This is a genomic window from Devosia sp., assembly GCF_048261455.1.
Taxonomy (GTDB): Bacteria; Pseudomonadota; Alphaproteobacteria; order Rhizobiales; family Devosiaceae; genus Devosia_A.
The window spans coordinates 195,693-214,561 of sequence record NZ_JBLXGA010000004.1; the positions used below are offsets into that span (position 1 = coordinate 195,693).

General features: G+C 62.7%; 12 protein-coding genes. 6 read left to right on the forward strand and 6 right to left on the reverse strand.

The window, feature by feature from the left end; translation table 11 throughout:
• Positions 1-68 precede the first annotated feature (68 nt).
• On the reverse strand, positions 69-2,954 hold the full coding sequence (gene gyrA, locus ACN0TK_RS06350; protein WP_417308626.1) for a DNA gyrase subunit A: 2,886 nt from the start codon (positions 2,952-2,954) through the stop codon (positions 69-71).
• Between the two features lie 273 nt (positions 2,955-3,227).
• Between gyrA and ACN0TK_RS06355 the strand changes: the two genes are divergently transcribed.
• From ACN0TK_RS06355 to ACN0TK_RS06365, 3 genes are all read left to right on the forward strand, one after another.
• On the forward strand, positions 3,228-5,522 hold the full coding sequence (locus ACN0TK_RS06355; protein ID WP_417308627.1) for an efflux RND transporter permease subunit: 2,295 nt from the start codon (positions 3,228-3,230) through the stop codon (positions 5,520-5,522).
• Positions 5,519-6,043, forward strand: coding sequence for a hypothetical protein (locus ACN0TK_RS06360; protein WP_417308628.1), 525 nt, complete (start codon positions 5,519-5,521; stop codon positions 6,041-6,043). Before ACN0TK_RS06355 ends, ACN0TK_RS06360 begins: the two co-directional genes overlap by 4 nt.
• Before the next feature lie 164 nt (positions 6,044-6,207).
• Positions 6,208-8,076, forward strand: a complete 1,869-nt coding sequence (locus ACN0TK_RS06365; protein ID WP_417308629.1) for a diguanylate cyclase domain-containing protein — start codon at positions 6,208-6,210, stop codon at positions 8,074-8,076.
• Positions 8,077-8,141: 65 nt separating this feature from the next.
• Here the strand turns inward: ACN0TK_RS06365 and ssb are convergent, their stop codons facing one another.
• A complete protein-coding gene (gene ssb / locus ACN0TK_RS06370; RefSeq protein ID WP_417308630.1) occupies positions 8,142-8,630 on the reverse strand; it encodes a single-stranded DNA-binding protein in 489 nt (162 codons plus the stop codon).
• 409 nt (positions 8,631-9,039) lie between these two features.
• Between ssb and uvrA the strand changes: the two genes are divergently transcribed.
• Positions 9,040-11,943, forward strand: coding sequence for an excinuclease ABC subunit UvrA (uvrA, locus tag ACN0TK_RS06375; RefSeq protein ID WP_417308631.1), 2,904 nt, complete (start codon positions 9,040-9,042; stop codon positions 11,941-11,943).
• Positions 11,944-12,686: 743 nt separating this feature from the next.
• Positions 12,687-12,836 (forward strand): DUF1127 domain-containing protein, encoded by a 150-nt coding sequence (locus tag ACN0TK_RS06380; RefSeq protein ID WP_417308632.1) that lies wholly within the window; start codon positions 12,687-12,689, stop codon positions 12,834-12,836.
• An 89-nt stretch (positions 12,837-12,925) separates the two neighbouring features.
• On the opposite strand, the gene ACN0TK_RS06385 is transcribed toward ACN0TK_RS06380, so the two are convergent.
• The gene (locus ACN0TK_RS06385) at positions 12,926-13,573 is read right to left on the reverse strand and encodes a glutathione S-transferase family protein (RefSeq protein WP_417308633.1); all 648 of its coding nucleotides are present in this window, start codon (positions 13,571-13,573) and stop codon (positions 12,926-12,928) included.
• A gap of 50 nt (positions 13,574-13,623) precedes the next feature.
• Between ACN0TK_RS06385 and trmFO the strand changes: the two genes are divergently transcribed.
• On the forward strand, positions 13,624-15,018 hold the full coding sequence (gene trmFO / locus ACN0TK_RS06390; RefSeq protein ID WP_417308634.1) for a methylenetetrahydrofolate--tRNA-(uracil(54)-C(5))-methyltransferase (FADH(2)-oxidizing) TrmFO: 1,395 nt from the start codon (positions 13,624-13,626) through the stop codon (positions 15,016-15,018).
• Positions 15,019-15,036: 18 nt separating this feature from the next.
• On the opposite strand, the gene ACN0TK_RS06395 is transcribed toward trmFO, so the two are convergent.
• From ACN0TK_RS06395 to secD, 3 genes are read right to left on the reverse strand one after another with little or no spacing between them, the layout of a single operon-like run.
• Positions 15,037-15,873: a phytoene/squalene synthase family protein gene (locus ACN0TK_RS06395; protein ID WP_417308635.1), complete on the reverse strand. Its 837-nt coding sequence runs from the start codon at positions 15,871-15,873 to the stop codon at positions 15,037-15,039.
• On the reverse strand, positions 15,870-16,265 hold the full coding sequence (locus ACN0TK_RS06400; RefSeq protein ID WP_417308636.1) for an Mth938-like domain-containing protein: 396 nt from the start codon (positions 16,263-16,265) through the stop codon (positions 15,870-15,872). Before ACN0TK_RS06400 ends, ACN0TK_RS06395 begins: the two co-directional genes overlap by 4 nt.
• The gene (gene secD / locus ACN0TK_RS06405) at positions 16,262-18,805 is read right to left on the reverse strand and encodes a protein translocase subunit SecD (RefSeq protein WP_417308637.1); all 2,544 of its coding nucleotides are present in this window, start codon (positions 18,803-18,805) and stop codon (positions 16,262-16,264) included. Before secD ends, ACN0TK_RS06400 begins: the two co-directional genes overlap by 4 nt.
• Positions 18,806-18,869 lie beyond the last annotated feature (64 nt).

The window sequence follows — 18,869 nt, forward strand, 5'->3', positions numbered from 1 at the left end:
CCGAACGAAGAACGGCGCCGCCCATTGGGCAGCGCCGTATTGTCTTTCTGGCCTGTGTCAGCCTGCCGTCAGCTCTCGCCGTCATCTCCCGGCGTCTCGTCACCCGCTTCCGGCGCCTCGGTTCCTGGCACCGCACCGTCCGGCGCCGTGCCGGTATCCGGTGCATCTGGACCGCCTTCCAGCGCTTCCGGCGTCTCACCAGCGTCCGATTCGGGCTCGCTGATCCGTTCGACCGACACAACCTTTTCGTCCTCGGCCGTGCGGAACACGCGTACGCCCTTGCTCGCGCGGCTGGTGAAGCGGATGCCGGCAACCGGCACCCGGATCAACTGGCCACCATCCGACACCAGCATGATCTGGTCGGCCTCATCCACCGGGAAGGCCGCAACCAGCTTGCCGATCTCGGCGACCTTGGTCTGGTCGGTTGCCTTGATACCCTTGCCGCCACGGTTCGAGATGCGGAACTCGTAGGACGACGAACGCTTGCCGTAGCCGAACTCGGTAATGGTCAGAACAAACTGTTCGGCCGCCCCCATCTCGATATAACGCGCTTCGCTCAACGCCATGTCGTCGCCACCGGCCTCGCCGTCGGCTTCCTCGATCGCATCGACTTCCGGCTCGGCTTCGACCTCTTCGCCTGTCGCAGCGCGGCGTACCGCACCCGACTGCTTGAGATAGGCCGCACGCTCGGCGGGGGTGGCATCCATATGACGCAGAATGGTCATGGAAATGACCGAGTCACCCTCGGAAAGCGTAATACCGCGGTTACCGGTCGACGTGCCGGTCGAGCCGCCGCCGCCAAACACGCGAATATCGCTGGTCTGGAAGCGGATCGCCTGGCCCAGAGCCGTGGTCAGCAGCACATCGTCGCTTTCCTGGCTCAGCTCCACACCGATGATGTGCTGATCGGTGCCGTCGAACTCCATCACCCGCTTGCCCAGCGTCGTGCGCGGCACGCAATCGCTCAGCTTGTTGCGCCGGATCGAACCGGTGGAGGTGGCAAACATCACGTCGTGACGATCCCAGTCCGCCTCGTCCTCGGGCAACGGCACGATCGAAGTGATCCGCTCGCCCTCGTCCAGCGGCAGCATGTTGATCAGCGCCCTGCCCCTTGCCTGCGGCTCTGCCACCGGCAGGCGCCAGACCTTCATCTTGTAGACCTGACCAGTCGACGAGAAGAACAGCACCGGCGCATGGGTAGAGGCCACGAACAGCCGGGTCACGAAATCGGCGTCACGCGTCGCCATGCCGGACCGGCCCTTGCCGCCGCGATGCTGCGCCCGGTACGCCGACAGCGGCACGCGCTTGATATAGCCGCCGTGGGTAACAGTGATGACCATGTCTTCGCGCGCAATCAGATCCTCGTCGTCGAGATCGCCTGCGGCCTCGTCGATCGTGGTCATGCGCGGCGTACCGAACTGGTCGCGCACCTCGATCAGCTCATCGCGAATGATCTGACGCACCCGCTCACGCGAGCGCAGGATGTCGAGATACTCGGAAATGTCCGCGCCGAGCCCGTTGAGTTCAGAGCCGATCTCGTCGCGGCCCAGTGCGGTCAGGCGGCTCAGCGTCAGCGCTAGAATGGCGCGCGCCTGCGTGTCGGACAAAAGGAAAGTGCCATCATCATGGATCCGGTGACGCGGATCATCGATCAGCGCGATCAGCGGCGCGACGTCACGGGCCGGCCAATGCCGCTCCATCAAGCGCTCACGGGCCGTGGTGGGATCGGGCGACGTGCGAATGAGCGCGATCACCTCGTCGACATTGGCGACGGCGACGGCGAGACCAACCAGCACATGGGCGCGGTCACGCGCCTTGTTGAGCAGGAAGCGCGTCCGCCGCGTCACCACTTCCTCGCGGAAATCGATGAACGCGCGCAGCATGGTCTGCAGGCCCATCAGCTCCGGCTTGCCGCCATTCAGCGCCACGAAGTTGCAGCCGAACGAACTCTGCAGCGGCGTAAAGCGATAGAGCTGGTTCAACACGACATCGGAGACCGCATCGCGCTTTAACTCGATTACCACCCGCATGCCCGAACGGTCGGATTCGTCGCGAATGTCCGAAATGCCCTCGATGCGCTTGTCGCGCACCAGTTCCGCCATCTTCTCGATCATCACCGACTTGTTCACCTGATAGGGAATCTCGGTGATGATCAGGGCTTCACGCGAACCGCGCATCTCTTCGACATGCACCCGCCCGCGGATCAGCACCGATCCACGGCCGGTCTCATAGGCCGAGCGAATGCCCGACTTGCCCAGGATGATACCGGCGGTCGGGAAATCCGGCCCCTGGATGATCTGCATGAGTTCCTCGACCGTGATGAACTCATTGTCCATGATCGCCAGAACGCCGTCGATCACTTCGGTCAGGTTGTGGCTTGGAACGTTCGTCGCCATGCCGACTGCGATACCGCCGCCGCCATTGACCAGCAGATTGGGGAAGCGCGCAGGCAGGACCACCGGCTCGGTTTCCGACGAATCATAATTTTCGCGGAAATCGACCGTGTCCTTGTCGAGGTCCTCGAGCATGGCGCCCGTGACCTTTTCCATGCGCACTTCGGTATAGCGCATGGCCGCCGGCATATCGCCGTCGATCGAACCGAAATTGCCCTGACCGTCGATCAGCGTCACGCGCAGGGAGAAGTCCTGCGCCATACGCACCAGCGAATGGTAGACCGCCGAGTCGCCATGCGGGTGGTACTTACCGATCACGTCGCCGACCACACGGGCCGACTTGCGATAGGGCTTGTTGTACTCGTAGCCCTGCACATGCATCGAATACAGGATCCGCCGATGCACCGGCTTCAGCCCGTCGCGCACGTCCGGCAGCGCCCGGCTGACGATCACGCTCATCGCGTAGTCGAGATAGGATTTGCGCATCTCCTCGGAGATGGAGATGTTCGCAACCTCTGAATTCGGCGGCAGCCCGCCCGGCTCGTCTGTCGTGTCGGTCATTTTTGCTTTTCTATCCGGTTGTGCCGGTATTAGGCGATTCCGCGCTGGGGAGCGAATCCGGTACGCCTGAACACCCCTTAGTCCCCCGGAATTTGGGTCTTTGAAGGGCCATCACAGCCAACAACACGCCAAACAGCGTCATGCGGCTGCTGTTTTGCGTCGAATTGCTACGAAACAGCGGACTTTGAGGTGAGCTAGTTCTGGACGGACTCTATGCCAGCCCTTAGAAACGCGCTGAACTCGTATAGCGCAATATACCTCGGAGACTAGCTCGTGTCAGATGGCCGTGACTCCCACAAGGGTGGGTCTTTTCCCAAGTGGTCGATCGGCTTCGGACTGGAAAAAGTAGCGTACCTGACGCTCCGCTTCCCGCGCATCATCGGAATTGCGGCCCTGCTCTTTACCATCCTGTGCGGCTACCAGGTGACGCGGGTCTCCGTCGACGGCGATTTGATGCGCGTCTTCTCCGACTCGGGCGAGCAGTTCGACCGCTACCAGAAACTGACCGAGGCTTTCGGCACCTTCGAGGAAGATGCCTATGTCCTGGTCAACTCGCCTGACCTGACCAATCCCGAGGTCATCGAGCGCATGCGCGACCTCGCCTTCGATCTCGAGCTCAGCGACTGGGCCGTGGGCACGATGACCCCGTTCACCCTGCGCAAGCCCAGTGCGGATGGCGGCACGGTACCGGCGGTGCCGGAAGACATGGCCACGCGCGCCGAAGTCGCCGAGGTGATGACCGATCTGCGCAACAATGACCCGATCATGCGCAACCTCATTGTCGAGGATCTGTCGGGCGTCGTCATGATTCTCTTCCCCGACGTCGAAAAGCTCCGCGAACCCGGTGGCACAAAGGCCATGATCACCGATCTGCGCGAGCTGATCGCCGATTACAATTCCGGCGACCTGACCGTTCAGCTGACCGGGCCGCCGGTCTGGTCGACCGAACTGCTCGAATCCACCGTCGCCGATCAGGCGATGTTCTCGATTGTCGGCTTCCTCATCGGCGCCGCCATTTCGCTGTTCACCCTGCGCAGCTTCTGGGGCGCCGTCCTCGCCACCTTCACCCCGGCCATCGCCGTGCTCTGGGTTATCGGCGCGGTCATGCTGATCTTCGGCTCGTTCAGCTTCCTCACCAACATCATCGTCACCCTGGTGCTGGTCGTCGCCTTCGCCGAGTCGATGTATTTCACCTTCACCTGGCTGCGGCTGTGGAACGACGGCCTCGACCCATACGAGGCCATCGACGAGGCCGTGCGCCGCGTGCTGCCAGCGGCCGCCCTCACCTCGCTCACCACCATGGTGTCCTTCGGCACGCTGATCGTCACCCAGGGCCGCGGCATCGAGGAATTCGGCCTCTCGGGCGTCCTCGGCGTCGCCATGGCCTTTTTGACCTTCGCCACCATAATGCCGCTGACCATGCGGCTCGCCATCCGGCTCGGCTATCGCCCGCCGCGCAAGATGAGCATTGCCGTCACTGCACCAATTCCCCTTGCCCGCAGCATCACCCGTCGCTTCTACAAGCCCATCGCCGCCTTTGGTCTGGTGCTGGCGCTGCTGCTGCTGGTTCCGCACTTCCTGCTGCAGCCGCAGTTCTCCTTCGAAGACTTCCTGCCCCGCAATTCGCAGGCGCTGGCGACCGCGAACAGCATCGATGATGGCGTCGGGGGCGTCGCCCCGGTCTATGTGCGCATCCCCCTCGCAGACAACGATCCCAACCTGTCGGACGCCGATTTCGAGCGGGTAAAGCAGGTGCAGGACATCGTCGAAGGCATCGTCGGCCAGGGCAAGGTCATCTCGGGCGCCTCGATGCTGCAATACGCCGAGGCCGGCTTCAGCCGCGAGGATATCTTCAACGCCGTCGGCCCCTTCATGAAGCGCCGCTTCGTCACCGACGACGGCAGTCAGGCGCTGATCACCGCCTTCCTGCCCACCATCATGGAGTCCGACGATCTCGAGCGCATGGTCAATGAGATGGACACCCAGATCGCCGCCGCCGGCGTCGAGGGGGCCGAAGTCGCCGGCTACCGTCTGATGACCACCTTTGCCAGCACCGGCATCATCCACTCGATCCGCAACAGCCTGATCGCCGCGATCGTCATCAACATCTTCCTGATCGGCCTTGCCTTCCGCTCCTGGCGGCTGGGCCTGCTGTCGATCGTTCCCAACATGTTGCCGATCCTGGGCACCGAGCTCTACCTCTACGTGTCGGGCGCCGGCCTGCAGCTCACCACGGTCATCGCGCTCACGGTCGCCTTCGGTATCGCGGTGGACGACACCATCCACTTCCTGTTCACCTACAAGCGACAGCGCGAAGCAGGCGCGTCCCATCCCGAGGCCTGCGACCTGACGCTCGAGCGCGTCGGGCCGGCCCTCATCGCCACGACGCTGATTATCTGTGCGGGCACTTCGGTTGTGATGTTTTCAACATTGCCTCCCGTTGCATTATTCGGCACCCTGACTGTCATCACACTGATCGTTGCATTGATCGGAGATCTGTTGTTGCTCCCATCTCTGCTTCTCGCCGGGGGGCGGTTCTTTCAGTCAATTGGAGGCAATAAGAAATGAACACTCTGGGGACCCTGCGCGCCATGACGCTCGCAGGTCTGTTGGTCGCATCGCCATTTTCGATTGCTTCGGTCATGGCGGCGCCTGCTGACGTCGCCCTGCTCAAAACCTACCTGGGCAGTTGGAAGGGCAAGGGCAAGCTGGTCGGAAAAGACTCCGAAACGGTTGCCTGCAAGCTCAACCTGTCGCCGGGCAATGGCGACAAGATGAACTACGAGGGGCGCTGCGCCCTGGCCGGTACCAATGTCACTGTCGCCGGCACGATCCAGTACAACGACGCCGGTCGCCGCTACGAGGCGATCATGAGCACCAATGTCACCTTCTCTGGGGTCGCCATCGGCAAGCGGCGTGGTGACGCCATCGTCTTCGATCTGCGCGAGCGGGAAAAGGATGCAGACGGCAACGACCTGACCGTCACGGCTGGCATTACCCTGCGTCCCGCCAAGATCGAGGTGAAATTCAACGTGCTGTTCAACGACTCCGGAGAGAAGTGGGCCGCCACCGTCCCGTTCACCAAGTAGCTGTTTCGCCGGCATTTTCGGTCTTGCGGACGGGTCCCGAACACGGGCCCGTCCGTTTGCATTCGCAAAGGTAAATGCGATGCCACGCATGCCACCTACCGAATTACTTCGGGTTTAAGACGAAACTGGCACAAGCGACCGTCCGACTAAGCGCGACGGTTGCAGTGAAAACCATACTAAAATTTCTGGCCAGACATCGTGCTGTCCTGCTCATTCTGGTCGCATCCACAGCGCTGGTTGCTATCGAGGGCTGGCGCGAGTGGACCTCGCGCAGCGATATTCTTGGCCATACACAGCGCGACGCGCTGAACGTGGCCGATCTCGTCAATTATCATGCTCAAGCGAGCTTTGAGCTCGCAGAACAGACCATTATCGCGACCACCCTCCTGCTCGAGGACGGTGTCCATACGACAACCGAAGACAGCTTGCCGCGGATCATCGCGGCCCAGGCACGCAACGCCGGCTACCTGCAGGGCATATTCGTCTACGGACCTGATGGCGGTGTCATTGCGTCGACCGCCGCACCGCCGATAATCGCCGCGAATGGTGCAGCGGCTGAGCTGGTCGCCCGTCATCGCAAAGATAGCGCCGCCGAGACGCTGTTCGACGGTTTGATGCGCGACATCAACGGCGAATGGATGACGGTCATCAGCCGCCGGGTCACCGCCGATGACGGCAGTTTCGCCGGTGTCGTCGCCGCGGGAATTTCATCCGATCGTCTATCTGCCGTCTATAGCCCGCTGGCAATCGGCGATCACGGCTCTATCACGCTGATGACCCGCAAATTCGAGGTGGTCGCTCGCGGACCGGGCAACGATCTGATAATCGGCACCGTTCCGGACATGACCGGCAGCAAGCTGCTGGATGACGGCACGACGCTCATTCTGCCGCCACTGAACGGCAGTCCAAGGGTTGCGGCCATAGCGCGCAACGAACGCTATCCCATCATTTCGATATCTACGGCCTCGACTGACGAAGCGCTGGCCGATTGGTGGAGCGGCGCAATTCCGCGCTTTGCGACGATGCTGACCATCGTCCTCGGCCTGACACTGCTGGGCTATCGCCTCGCCCAGCAGATCAAGATTCGCGAGAAGAGCGAACTGGCGCTTCGCGAGCGCGAAGCCGAATTCCGCCTGCTTGCGGAAAACGCCAGCGACCTTGTCGAGCGCTTCGACAAGAAGGGCCGGCGTGTCTACATCTCGCCGGCCATCTCGAGATTGACCGGCCACCAGGCCGAAGAACTCATCGGCAAGTCCGCCTACAGCGCCATCCATCCCCAGGACCTTCCGGCCGTCAGTCAGGCGCGTGACCGGCTGCTGAGCGGTCTTTCGTCCCAGGAAACCATCACCTTTAGGCGCCAGCACAAGGACGGCCATCAGCTCTGGCTCGAAACGTCGCTGCGTGTCGTTGAGGACCAGAGCAAGTCCTTTGGAGTGGTCGGAGTCACCCGGGACATCTCCAGCAGGAAAGCGTTGGAGGAGCGTTTGGAGATCATGGCCACCCAGGATGGCCTCACCGGCCTCGCCAATCGCGGCGCCTTCGACAAGGCGCTCGCCGAGGAGTTCGAACGGGCCCACCGCACTGGAGGGTCGCTCGCCCTGTTGATGCTCGATGCGGACCGGTTCAAACGCTTCAACGACGACTATGGCCATATCGCGGGAGACAATTGCCTGAAGGCCATTGCCAGCATCACCCAGGACGCGGCACGTGGTTCGGGCGATCTCGCGGCCCGCTATGGCGGAGAGGAACTCGCGCTGCTGCTCCCGGGTATCGACCATCGGGCCGCAACCGGTATCGCCGAGCAGATCTGTCGCCGCATCTTTGCCCTCGACATCCCTCACGAACGCAACCTGCCTTGGAAACAGGTCACCGTGAGCATTGGTGTTTCGGTGCTGAGGCAGGAGGATCATCTCAGTGCCACAGATGGCACCTGGCTCATCGAGCGAGCGGATAGCGCGCTGTACCGGGCCAAGGCGCGCGGTCGCAACCAGTGGATTCTCTCACAGCCGGAAGCGGCACGTATGGTGGGCTGATCCGAGCGGATCGGCCCAAGGCCGGCGGCGCACCGCCGACCCTTATGCGCTTTGCATCATCCCGATCAGAACGGGATATCGTCGTCCATACCGCCTGACTGGAAAGCCGGAGCGTTCTGCGCCGGACGCCGCTCCTGCTGGCGGCCACCGCCGACGGATTCACGCGGGCCGGAGAAACCGCCGCTCTGCCCCTCACCGTCGCCACGGCCATCGAGCATCGTCAGGTTCGAGTTGAACCCCTGCAGCACCACCTCGGTGGAGTATTTGTCCTGGCCGGACTGGTCTTGCCATTTCCGCGTCTGCAGCTGGCCCTCGAGATAGACCTTGGAACCCTTGCGCAGATATTGCTCGGCGACCCGCGTCAGTCCCTCCGAAAAGATCACCACGCGGTGCCATTCGGTGCGCTCCCGGCGCTCGCCGCTGTTCTTGTCCCGCCAGCTTTCCGAGGTCGCCACGGAAAGGTTCACCACCTTGCCGCCGCTCGGCAGGCTCCGTACTTCGGGGTCCGCACCCAGATTGCCTACGAGAATGACCTTGTTCACGCTGCCTGCCATGGCGGCTTCCTTTCACTGAAACTTCTGTCCCGGATAACGCCCGGGCGAACTGGCGCACATCCTACCGGTCCTTCGTCGCCTGCGCTTGCGGCAATCGGCCCTCGCCCACAGGTTCGTTCGTTCCCTATATGTTCTCTATCGTCAAATTCTGTCAAGGATATGTCCGTCCGCTCCATTGTCCGGTTCCTGATATGGACTTGACCGAATCCCTATTGTTCTCGATATGTTCCTTTCGGAACAAATCGCCCGCCATTCGGTTTGATCGGGCATCACAGCGGATTGCATGTGAAGGGATTGCGTGGCGGGCATTCAAAGCCCATCTTTGCTCTTGATCTCCGCACTCCGCGAACCCTGACACGCCTTGGCACATTTCCGGCTCCGCACCGGCGCGCCAACTTACGGATCTTTCATGGCCAAAGCTTCGTCCTCCCGCCCCGTCAATCCGCACCGCGAGCTGGTCGTTCGTGGTGCCAAGGAACACAATCTCAAGAACGTCGATGTACGGCTGCCGCGCGACAGCCTGATCGTCATGACGGGACTGAGCGGCTCGGGAAAGTCCTCGCTCGCTTTCGACACCATCTATGCCGAAGGTCAGCGGCGCTATGTCGAAAGCCTGTCGGCCTATGCGCGCCAGTTCCTCGAGATGATGCAAAAGCCCGATGTCGAGCAGATCGACGGGCTCAGCCCCGCCATCTCCATCGAGCAGAAGACCACCAGCAAGAACCCGCGCTCGACCGTCGGCACGGTCACCGAGATCTACGACTATCTGCGTCTGCTGTTCGCCCGCGTCGGCGTGCCCTACTCCCCGGTCACCGGCCTACCGATCGAAAGCCAGACCATTTCGCAGATGGCCGACAAGGTTCTCGCTCTGCCGGAAGGCACCCGCCTCTACTTGCTGGCACCCATCGCCCGCGGTCGCAAGGGCGAGTACAAGCGCGAGCTCAACGACCTGATGCGCAAGGGCTTCCTGCGCGTGAAGATCGACGGCGAGTTCTACGACCTCGAAGACACCCCGGCGCTCGACAAGAAGCTCAAGCACGACATCGAGGTCGTCGTTGACCGCATCGTCACCGGCCCCGATATCGCCGCCCGCCTCGCCGAGAGTTTCGAGACCGCGCTGAAGCTCGCCGACGGCATCGCCTTTGCGGAGTTGGCAGACGAGACCGAGCCGGACGGCAAGCCGAAGCGCCTGGTCTTCTCGGAAAAATTCGCCGACCCTGTTTCGGGCTTCACCATCCCGGAGATCGAGCCGCGGCTGTTTTCCTTCAACAACCCGTTTGGCGCCTGCCCGGTGTGCGATGGCCTCGGCACCGAGCAGAAGATCGATCCGAACCTGGTGGTGCCAGACGCCACGCTCACGCTGAAGGGCGGCGCCATCCTGCCCTGGTCGAAGACGTCTGCGCCCTACTATCAGCAGACGCTCAAGGCCATCACCGCGCATTGTGATGCCGACACCGAAACGCCGTGGGAGGACCTGCCCTTCGAGGTGCAGCACGCCGTGCTCTACGGCACCGGCAAGACCAAGATCACCTTCGTCTATGATGACGGGCTGCGCACCTACAAGAGCACCAAGCCGTTCGAAGGAGTCATCGGCAACCTGCAGCGCCGCTATCGAGAAACCGAGAGCGCCGGCATGCGCGAGGAGATCGAGCGCTACATGTCCCAGGCGCCCTGCGTCGCCTGTAACGGCTATCGCCTCAAGCCGGAGACGCTGGCGGTCAAGATCGACGGGCTGCACATCGGCGAGGTGAGCCAGAAATCCATCCGCGCCGCCGCCGAGTGGTTCCAGACCCTGCCCGAGCGGCTCAGCGCGCAACAGAACCAGATCGGCGAGCGCATCTTCAAGGAGATCCGCGAACGCCTGGGCTTCCTCAACGACGTCGGTCTCGACTATCTCACGCTCAGCCGCAATTCCGGCTCGCTGTCGGGCGGCGAAAGCCAGCGCATTCGTCTCGCCAGCCAGATCGGCTCCGGCCTGACCGGCGTCCTCTATGTTCTGGATGAGCCGTCGATCGGGCTCCATCAGCGGGACAACGAGCGCCTGCTCGAGACGCTGCGACGCCTGCGCGACCTGGGCAATACCGTCATCGTCGTCGAACATGACGAAGATGCCATCCTCACGGCGGATTATGTTGTCGACATTGGCCCGGGCGCCGGCGTCAACGGCGGCAATATCGTCGCCGAGGGCACGCCGCAGGACATTGTCGCCAACCCAAAATCCATCACCGGGAAATATCTCAGCGGTGAGATGTCGATACCCCTGCCGACCGAACGGCGTGAGCAGTCCAAGACGCGCAAGCTGCATCTGGATGGTGCCACCGGCAACAATCTGAAAAACGTCTCCGTCGATGTGCCCCTGGGCAATTTCGTCGCCATCACCGGCGTCTCCGGCGGCGGCAAGTCGACGCTGATGATCGACACCATGTATCAGGCGATCGCCCGGCGACTGAATGGCGCCCGCGTCATTCCGGCACCGCACGAGCACCTTAGCGGCCTCGAGCACCTCGACAAGGTCATCGACATCGACCAGTCGCCGATCGGCCGAACCCCGCGCTCCAACCCTGCGACCTACACCGGCGCCTTCACCCCCATGCGCGAATGGTTCGCGGGCCTCCCCGAATCCAAGGCCCGTGGCTATGGCCCCGGCCGCTTCTCTTTCAACGTAAAAGGCGGTCGCTGCGAAAAGTGCGAGGGCGATGGCGTCATCAAGATCGAGATGCACTTCCTGCCCGACGTCTACGTCACCTGCGAAGTGTGCAACGGCAAGCGCTACAACCGCGAAACGCTCGACGTTCACTTCAAGGGCAAGTCGATCGCTGACGTGCTGGAGATGACCATCGACGAGGCCGTGGAGTTCTTCTCCGCCGTGCCGTCGATCCGCGACAAGTTCAAGACGCTACAACGCGTCGGCCTCGGCTACGTCAAGGTCGGCCAACCGGCCACCACGCTGTCGGGCGGCGAGGCGCAGCGCGTCAAGCTGTCGAAGGAGCTGTCGAAGCGCGCCACCGGCCGCACGCTCTACATGCTGGACGAACCGACGACCGGCCTGCACTTCCACGACATCGCCAAGCTGCTCGAAGTGCTGCACGAACTTGTCGACACCGGCAACACGGTCATCGTCATCGAGCATAACCTCGAAGTCATCAAAACCGCCGACTGGGTCATCGACATGGGTCCCGAGGGCGGCGATGGCGGTGGCGAGGTCGTCGGCATCGGCACGCCGGAGGACATCGCGGCGAATCCCCGCTCGCACACCGGACGCTTCCTCAAGGAAGTCATGGACCGCCGCCCCCAGCGTCGCGCTGCCGAGTAGCACGGCATCCGCGCTGCGGTACCTTGCCCGGGACCAGTGGTCTCAACTCACATGGAAAAGGCCGTCCTTCTGGGCGGCCTTTCTTTTGGGTCGGGCTGACACGTTTTCGCCGGTCAGGTAGCGACATTGGCGACGAATCCGCGCTGCCAGCGCCTCAGGAAGCGTTCATCCAGGTGTCAATCGCGCGGCGATAGCGGGGCAACACTGTGCCGCCGCCTCCCGAGGCGCGCGCCGAGCACAGGTCACAAGCGCCCGCCACGACTCATTTGCGTGTCACTTTCACGAAAAAGCTATGCACGCAATGCATGAGGTACGTACCGAAACCGCAGTTACGCTCCACCGCAAATCGGCTCATGCTACGAAAGTCGCGATCCTTGAAAGGACACAACGATGTTCGTCCGTGCCGTATGGCGTACTAAGCGGCTGGTGGACATCAAACAGACGCTACGGGAGACCGAAGTGCCCACAACCCGAGACGCCCTAGGGCTTTCGCGCACGGATTTCCCCCAGATGACCCGCGGACTGTTTGACCGCTAGGCGTTAATTTTACAGTAACCATCCCAGACGCCGGCCCTCCCCCCAGATGGCCGGCGTTGTCGTTCCCGCCCCGACGACCTACGCCGGCCCGTTTTCGCCGCCGCGGATCGCCATGCAGTCAGCGCATATCGGTTGTGAGACTTTTGGCACTGCTCATTTCCCGCCGATGCACTAAATCTACCCTTGCAAACGCAAGGAGACTTCCAATGGGTATTCGTACAAGCTTCAAGAAATGGTCGGCCTACCAGCAGACTGTCCGTGAACTGACCTCGCTCGACAATCGTCAGCTCAGCGACCTCGGCATCAGCCGCACCGACATCACCCGGATCGCCCGCGATCATGCCCGCACGCTCTGAGGGTTCTGACCGTCAGTCTTGCGCGCCTGCGATGTCCTGAAAGCCCGCTTCTACCGAAGCGGGCTTTCGTTTTTATGGGGCGTTCTGCCTTAATAAGCGGTCCGCCCTCGTAGCTCTTCGAAAGACCGACAGACGGCCTCTCGGAACGCCCGCCGTTCAGACAGCCGTTCGTGCCAGGCCTCCACATGGGGCAGCTCCGGCCGATCAATCTCCATGCTCGACCAGCGATAGAGCGCGGCACCAGCCGCGATATCCGCAATCGAGAATGCGTCGCCAGCCAGCCATGGGCTACTCGCCAGGCGCGTATCCATGATCTCGAAAGACCGATAGGTCCGATGCAGCGCTGCGGCGATCGCCTCGGCATCGTGTTGCGGCGCCGGCGTCCGCACCACCTGCCAGAACAACGCGATCCAGGCGGGCTGAAACGTCGTCGCCGTCCAGTCCGTCCACTGGTCGACGACAGCACGATCCACCGGATCCTCTGGCCAGAACCGGCCCGATCCGTATTGCGCCGCGAGATAGCGCAGGATCGCGTGGCTCTCCCAAAGCGTCAGCCCGCCGTCCTTGAGCACCGGCACCGTCCCGTTTGGGTTCAGGCTCAGGAACGCGGCGCTGTCATTGCCGCCGAAAGCGCCGCCGATCTCGACGTGATCATGGTCGAGCTCGAGTTCGTCCAGCATCCACATGACCTTCTGAACATTGCACGAGTTGCGGCGTCCCAGCAGCCTGATCGTCACCACTCTTCTCCTCCGTTGCGCTGCGCCTGCGGCCCTGTTATCTCGCGCCCATGAGCAACACCACCACCCAGCCAATCCACATCATCGGCGCCGGTCTCGCCGGCTCCGAAGCCGCCTGGCAGGCTGCCGAAGCCGGCGCCAAGGTCATCCTGCACGAGATGCGGCCGAACGTCCCGACAGACGCACACAACACCGACGGTTTCGCCGAACTGGTCTGTTCCAACAGCTTCCGCTCCGACGACGCGCGGCACAATGCCGTTGGCCTGCTGCATGAAGAAATGCGCCGCTGCGGCTCGATCATCATGCGCGCCGCGGATGCGTCGGCCCTGCCGGCCGGCGGCGCTCTCGCAGTCGATCGGGATGGCTTTTCGGCCAAGGTCACGGAGGCGGTGCGCAACCACCCCAATCTCACCATCGAACTGGGGGAAGTGCCTGGCCTGCCGCCGGCCGAGTGGGAGAACGTCATCGTCGCCACCGGCCCGCTGACCTCGCCTGCCCTCGCGTCCGCCATTCAGGAACTGACGGGAGAGGAATCCCTCGCCTTCTTCGATGCTATCGCACCGATCGTCCATTACGACTCGATCGACATGGATATCGTCTGGGCCCAGTCGCGCTACGACAAGGTCGGCCCGTCCGGTACAGGCGCGGATTACCTCAACTGCCCGATGGACGAAGCCCAGTACAACACCTTCGTCGATGCCCTGCTTTCAGCGCCACTGCATGAGTTCAAGGACTGGGAGAAGGTCCCCTATTTCGATGGCTGCCTGCCGATCGAAGTCATGGCCGAACGCGGCCGCGGCACACTGCGCTTCGGCCCGATGAAGCCGGTGGGCCTGACCAATCCGCGCAACCCCACGGTCAAGCCCTATGCCATCGTTCAGCTGCGCCAGGACAACGAGTTGGGCACGCTTTGGAACATGGTCGGCTTCCAGACCAAGATGCGCTACGGCATCCAGACGGAAATCTTCCGCTTGATCCCGGGACTTCAGAACGCGCAGTTCGCGCGACTCGGCGGTTTGCACCGCAACACCTTTCTCAATTCCCCCAAGGTCTTGGGCGCGGATCTGAAACTTAAGGTAATGCCACGGTTACGCTTTGCCGGTCAGGTGACTGGCGTCGAAGGCTACGTCGAAAGTGCTGCCGTCGGGCTCATCGCCGGCCGCATGGCGGCGGCCGAGGCACGGGGTGAAACCCTGGCCGCGCCACCCGCCACTACGGCGCTGGGTGCCCTCGTCAATCACATCACCGGCGGTCACCTCGAGGCCGAAGCCTATTCCGGTGCCCGCAGCTTCCAGCCGATGAACGTGAATTTCGGCCTCTTCCCACCGGTGACGATCACCAAGCCGGAAGGCCACGTCGGCCGCTGGAAATCGACTGAAAAGACCATTGCCAAGCGCGAGGCCATCACCGGGCGCGCGCTCGACGACGTGATGGCCTGGGCCTGACCACAAAGTGCCTGCGCCTCAGTGGCGCAGGTTCCACCACCACATGATGACGAGCTTGCGCCAGTCGGCAATCTCATCGGGCGCAGCGAAGAACCGCCGGTTCTCGCGCACCTGCTGCAACTGCGACGCGACGAGCGCGACGGGCGCAAACACCGGCCGCAACGCCTTGGGAACGGTTCCGATCGCAGTCCTCGCCTGAGCGATGTGTTCAGCGGCCATATCGGCGATCTGGCCCAGCGCCTCCGCAAGCCCCTCGCTTTCGGTGCCGGTGAGAATCTCGCGATCCGTCACGCCATTGGCTGACAGTACCGCCATTGGCAGAAACACCCGCCCCTGGCTGGCATTGTAGCCGAAGGCGCGCAGATGTCCGACGAGGGCATGAGCGACACCCAGATGCCCTGCGGCATCGCCGGTCTCGATTTCCTCACCGCCGTTCAGGATCATGGCCGCCAGCTGATAGGGCGTCGATACCGTCTCACCGGCATAGCCCTCAAAGCTCGCCACATCGGGCATCGGATCTTGATAAAGGTCGAACCGTCGCGCGCGCAGCAGCCGGATCAGCGCCCCCGCCGGCAACCCGAATTCGCTGATCGTATCGAGTAGCGCCGCGGCGATCGGGTTCTGCCGCACATTGCCATGCCCGTCCCCCTCAAGCGCATCGATCCACCACTGCAGCCGAAACTCGCCAGCCGCCGGCTCACGGGCCCGATCGCGGATCGCCGCAACATCAGCACTGAAGGCATAAAGCGCTTGCACTGCACGCCGGCGCGCGGGCGGCAGGAACAGCGTCGCGTAATAGCGGTCCCGATCGGCCTCGCGCAGGAACGCCGCCACATAGTCAGGCGGCTCGCTCATTTGGCGTCGTCGACGGCGATCAGCGCAGCCGCCACGGCACGGTCTTCACCCAACAGGATATTATAGGTACGCACGGCCCCGCCGGTCGCAATCGCTTCGACGATCACACCGCTGGCGCGAAGCTCTTCGCGCAATTCGCGGTCGAGCCCCACGATTTCCCGGCCAAGTCCGATCATCAGCACGTCGATATCGGCAGCCGCATCGAACACGGGCTGTAGCGCCGCGCGGGTGATCTCACTCGCCGCGCCCACGTCCCAGCGCACCATCCGGCCAGGCAGGCACAGCAAGGAGCCATGGTGGGACATGCCGCCAAAGCGGAAGCCGCCATTACCATAGGCATCAATCTGCACCTGCTGGGGGAAGCCCCCCTGCTCCGGTACCGTCTCGCTCAAACCGCTGCGCCGTCGGCCCGCTTCGGCGTCTCCTTGGCCTCGGCCACGTCAGCACGTGACTTGAGACCGAGATAGATCAGGATCGGCGAAGCGATGAAGATCGACGAGTAGGTGCCCACGAACACACCCCAGGCCATGGAAGCCGTGAAGCTGCGGATCACCTCGCCACCGAACACAACCAGGGCCATCAGCGCGACGAATGTCGTGAACGACGTCAGGATGGTTCGCGGTAGCGTCGAATTGATCGCGATATCGATCAATTCGGACAGGTTCGTCTTCTTGTATTTGAGCCTGTATTCCCTGATCCGGTCGTAGACCACTACCGTATCGTTCAGTGAGTAACCAACGATCGTCAGCACCGCCGCAATCGACGACGCATTGAATTCCATGCCTGTAAAGGCGAAGAACCCTATCGTCAGGATCACGTCATGCGCCGTGGCGATGATCGCACCGACGGCGAACTGCCATTCGAAGCGGAACCACAGGTAGACAAGGATACCGAGCAGCGCGACGCTGAGCCCGATGATACCGGTTGTTGCCAGTTCGCTCGAGACGGTGCCGCTGATGCTCTCCGTTCGGCGGATTTCATAGGCGTCGCCCTGCAACACGGTTTCGACCCGCGAGATCGCGGCCTGCTGTGCCGCGTCGTCGCCCGGCTGCAGCTCGATGCGAACCAACAGATCCTCCGGCGTGCCGAAGTTCTGCACCTGCACTTCGCCCAGGTCGAGCGGCGCAAGCAGCGCCCGGACCTCGGCGGGATCAGCCTCGCCATCTTGCGCCCGCACTTCGATGGCCGAACCGCCCTTGAAGTCGATACCGAAGTTCAGGCCGGGGATGAAGGCGCCGCCGAGCGACAGCAGAGACGCCAGCACCGAGAAGGTGACGAGCATCTTGCGCCACCGCATGAACGAGATCTTGGTGCCATCCGGTACCGGACGCAGCAGGCCGATCTTGAGCGTCTTGGGACGGAACCATGCATACCAGCGGCTGACCATGAACTTGGTCACCAGATAGGCGGTGAACAGCGTGGTCAGAATGCCGATCGCCAGGGTCACCGCAAAGCCCTGCACCGGGCCGGAACCCAGGAAGAACAGCACCACGGCTGCAATGAGCGTTGTGATGTTGGCATCGAGAATGGTCGCCATCGCACGGGAAAAACCGGAATCTATCGCGGCTATGACCGACCGGCCGGCTGCGCGCTCCTCGCGAATACGCTCGTAAATCAGAACGTTGGCGTCCACCGCCATACCGATGGTCAGAACGATACCCGCGATGCCCGGCAGGGTCAGTGTCGCGCCGAGCGCCGACAGCGTGGCGAGTATCAGCGTGACGTTCAGCGCCACGGCAATGTCGGCCATCACGCCGAACCAGCCATAGGCGGCGATCATGAACAGCACGACGGCGATGGCACCAACGATACCGGCGAGCACACCGGCCTCGATGCTGTCCTGGCCCAAGCTCGGGCCAACGGACCGCTCCTCGACGATGTCGAGGGTCGCCGGCAGCGCGCCAGCACGCAGCAGCACAGCGAGATCTGCGGCGGACTGCGGCGTGAAATTGCCACTGATCTGCCCCGAACCGCCGGTAATCGGCTGCTGGATCACCGGCGCTGTGATGACCTGATTGTCGAGCACGATGGCAAAACGCTTGCCCACATTGCGCGAAGTGATCTCACCGAAGACGATCGCACCACGCGTATCGAACTGGAAGCTCACCACCGAGCGCGAATTTTGCTGGTCGAACCCGGGCTGCGCATTGGTCAGCGACTCGCCGCCCAGCTCAACGTTCTCGTTCAGCAGCTCGTCCCCTCCGTCAGCGCTGGGCAGGATGTAGTAACCGGAGGGGATACCCTGAGCCTCGGCCTGCGCCGCGGTCATGGAGGGATGAACGAGGTGGAAGGTCAGGCGCGCCGTACGGGAAATCAGCTCCTTGAGCCGGGTCGAATCGGCGAAGCCCGGCACCTGCACAAGCACGCGATCGTCGCCCTGCCGCTGAATTACCGGCTCGGTCGTACCGACCTCGTCGATACGGTTGCGGATGACCTCGATGGACTGGGCAACGAGCGCCGACATTCGGGCCGAAATGCCATCCGGAGTCAGCGACACGACGATCTTGCCGTCGGGCGTCTCCGAGAAAGCCAGTTCCGGCGTGCCACCCGCACCGAACGTGCCCGAAATATTGTTCTGCAGACCCTCGATAGCCGCCATCGCGGCGTCTTTCTGGCTCGGGTCGGTCAATTCGACAGTGATCGAATCCGTCGATGTGGTGATCAGATTGCCAATGCCATTGTCATTGGCCAGCGTCGAACGCACGTCCCGGCGCAGATCCTTGATCCGCTCCGAAATGATCGAGTCACGATTGACCTGCAGCAGCAGGTGCGATCCGCCCTGTAGATCGAGCCCCAGCGTGATCTGCTGCTTGGGAAGGAAGTCCGGCCAGGCGGCCAGCTGATCCTTGTCGAGCAGGTTTGGGATCGCCATCAGAATCCCGAAAACGGCAACAATGGCTATGATGGCAGTCCGCCAGGGCGAGAAGTGCATCGCTGGAGTGATCCTGTTATGGCCCCGAAAGGCGGAGGGCGGGTGCCGTGCACCCGCCCATTAT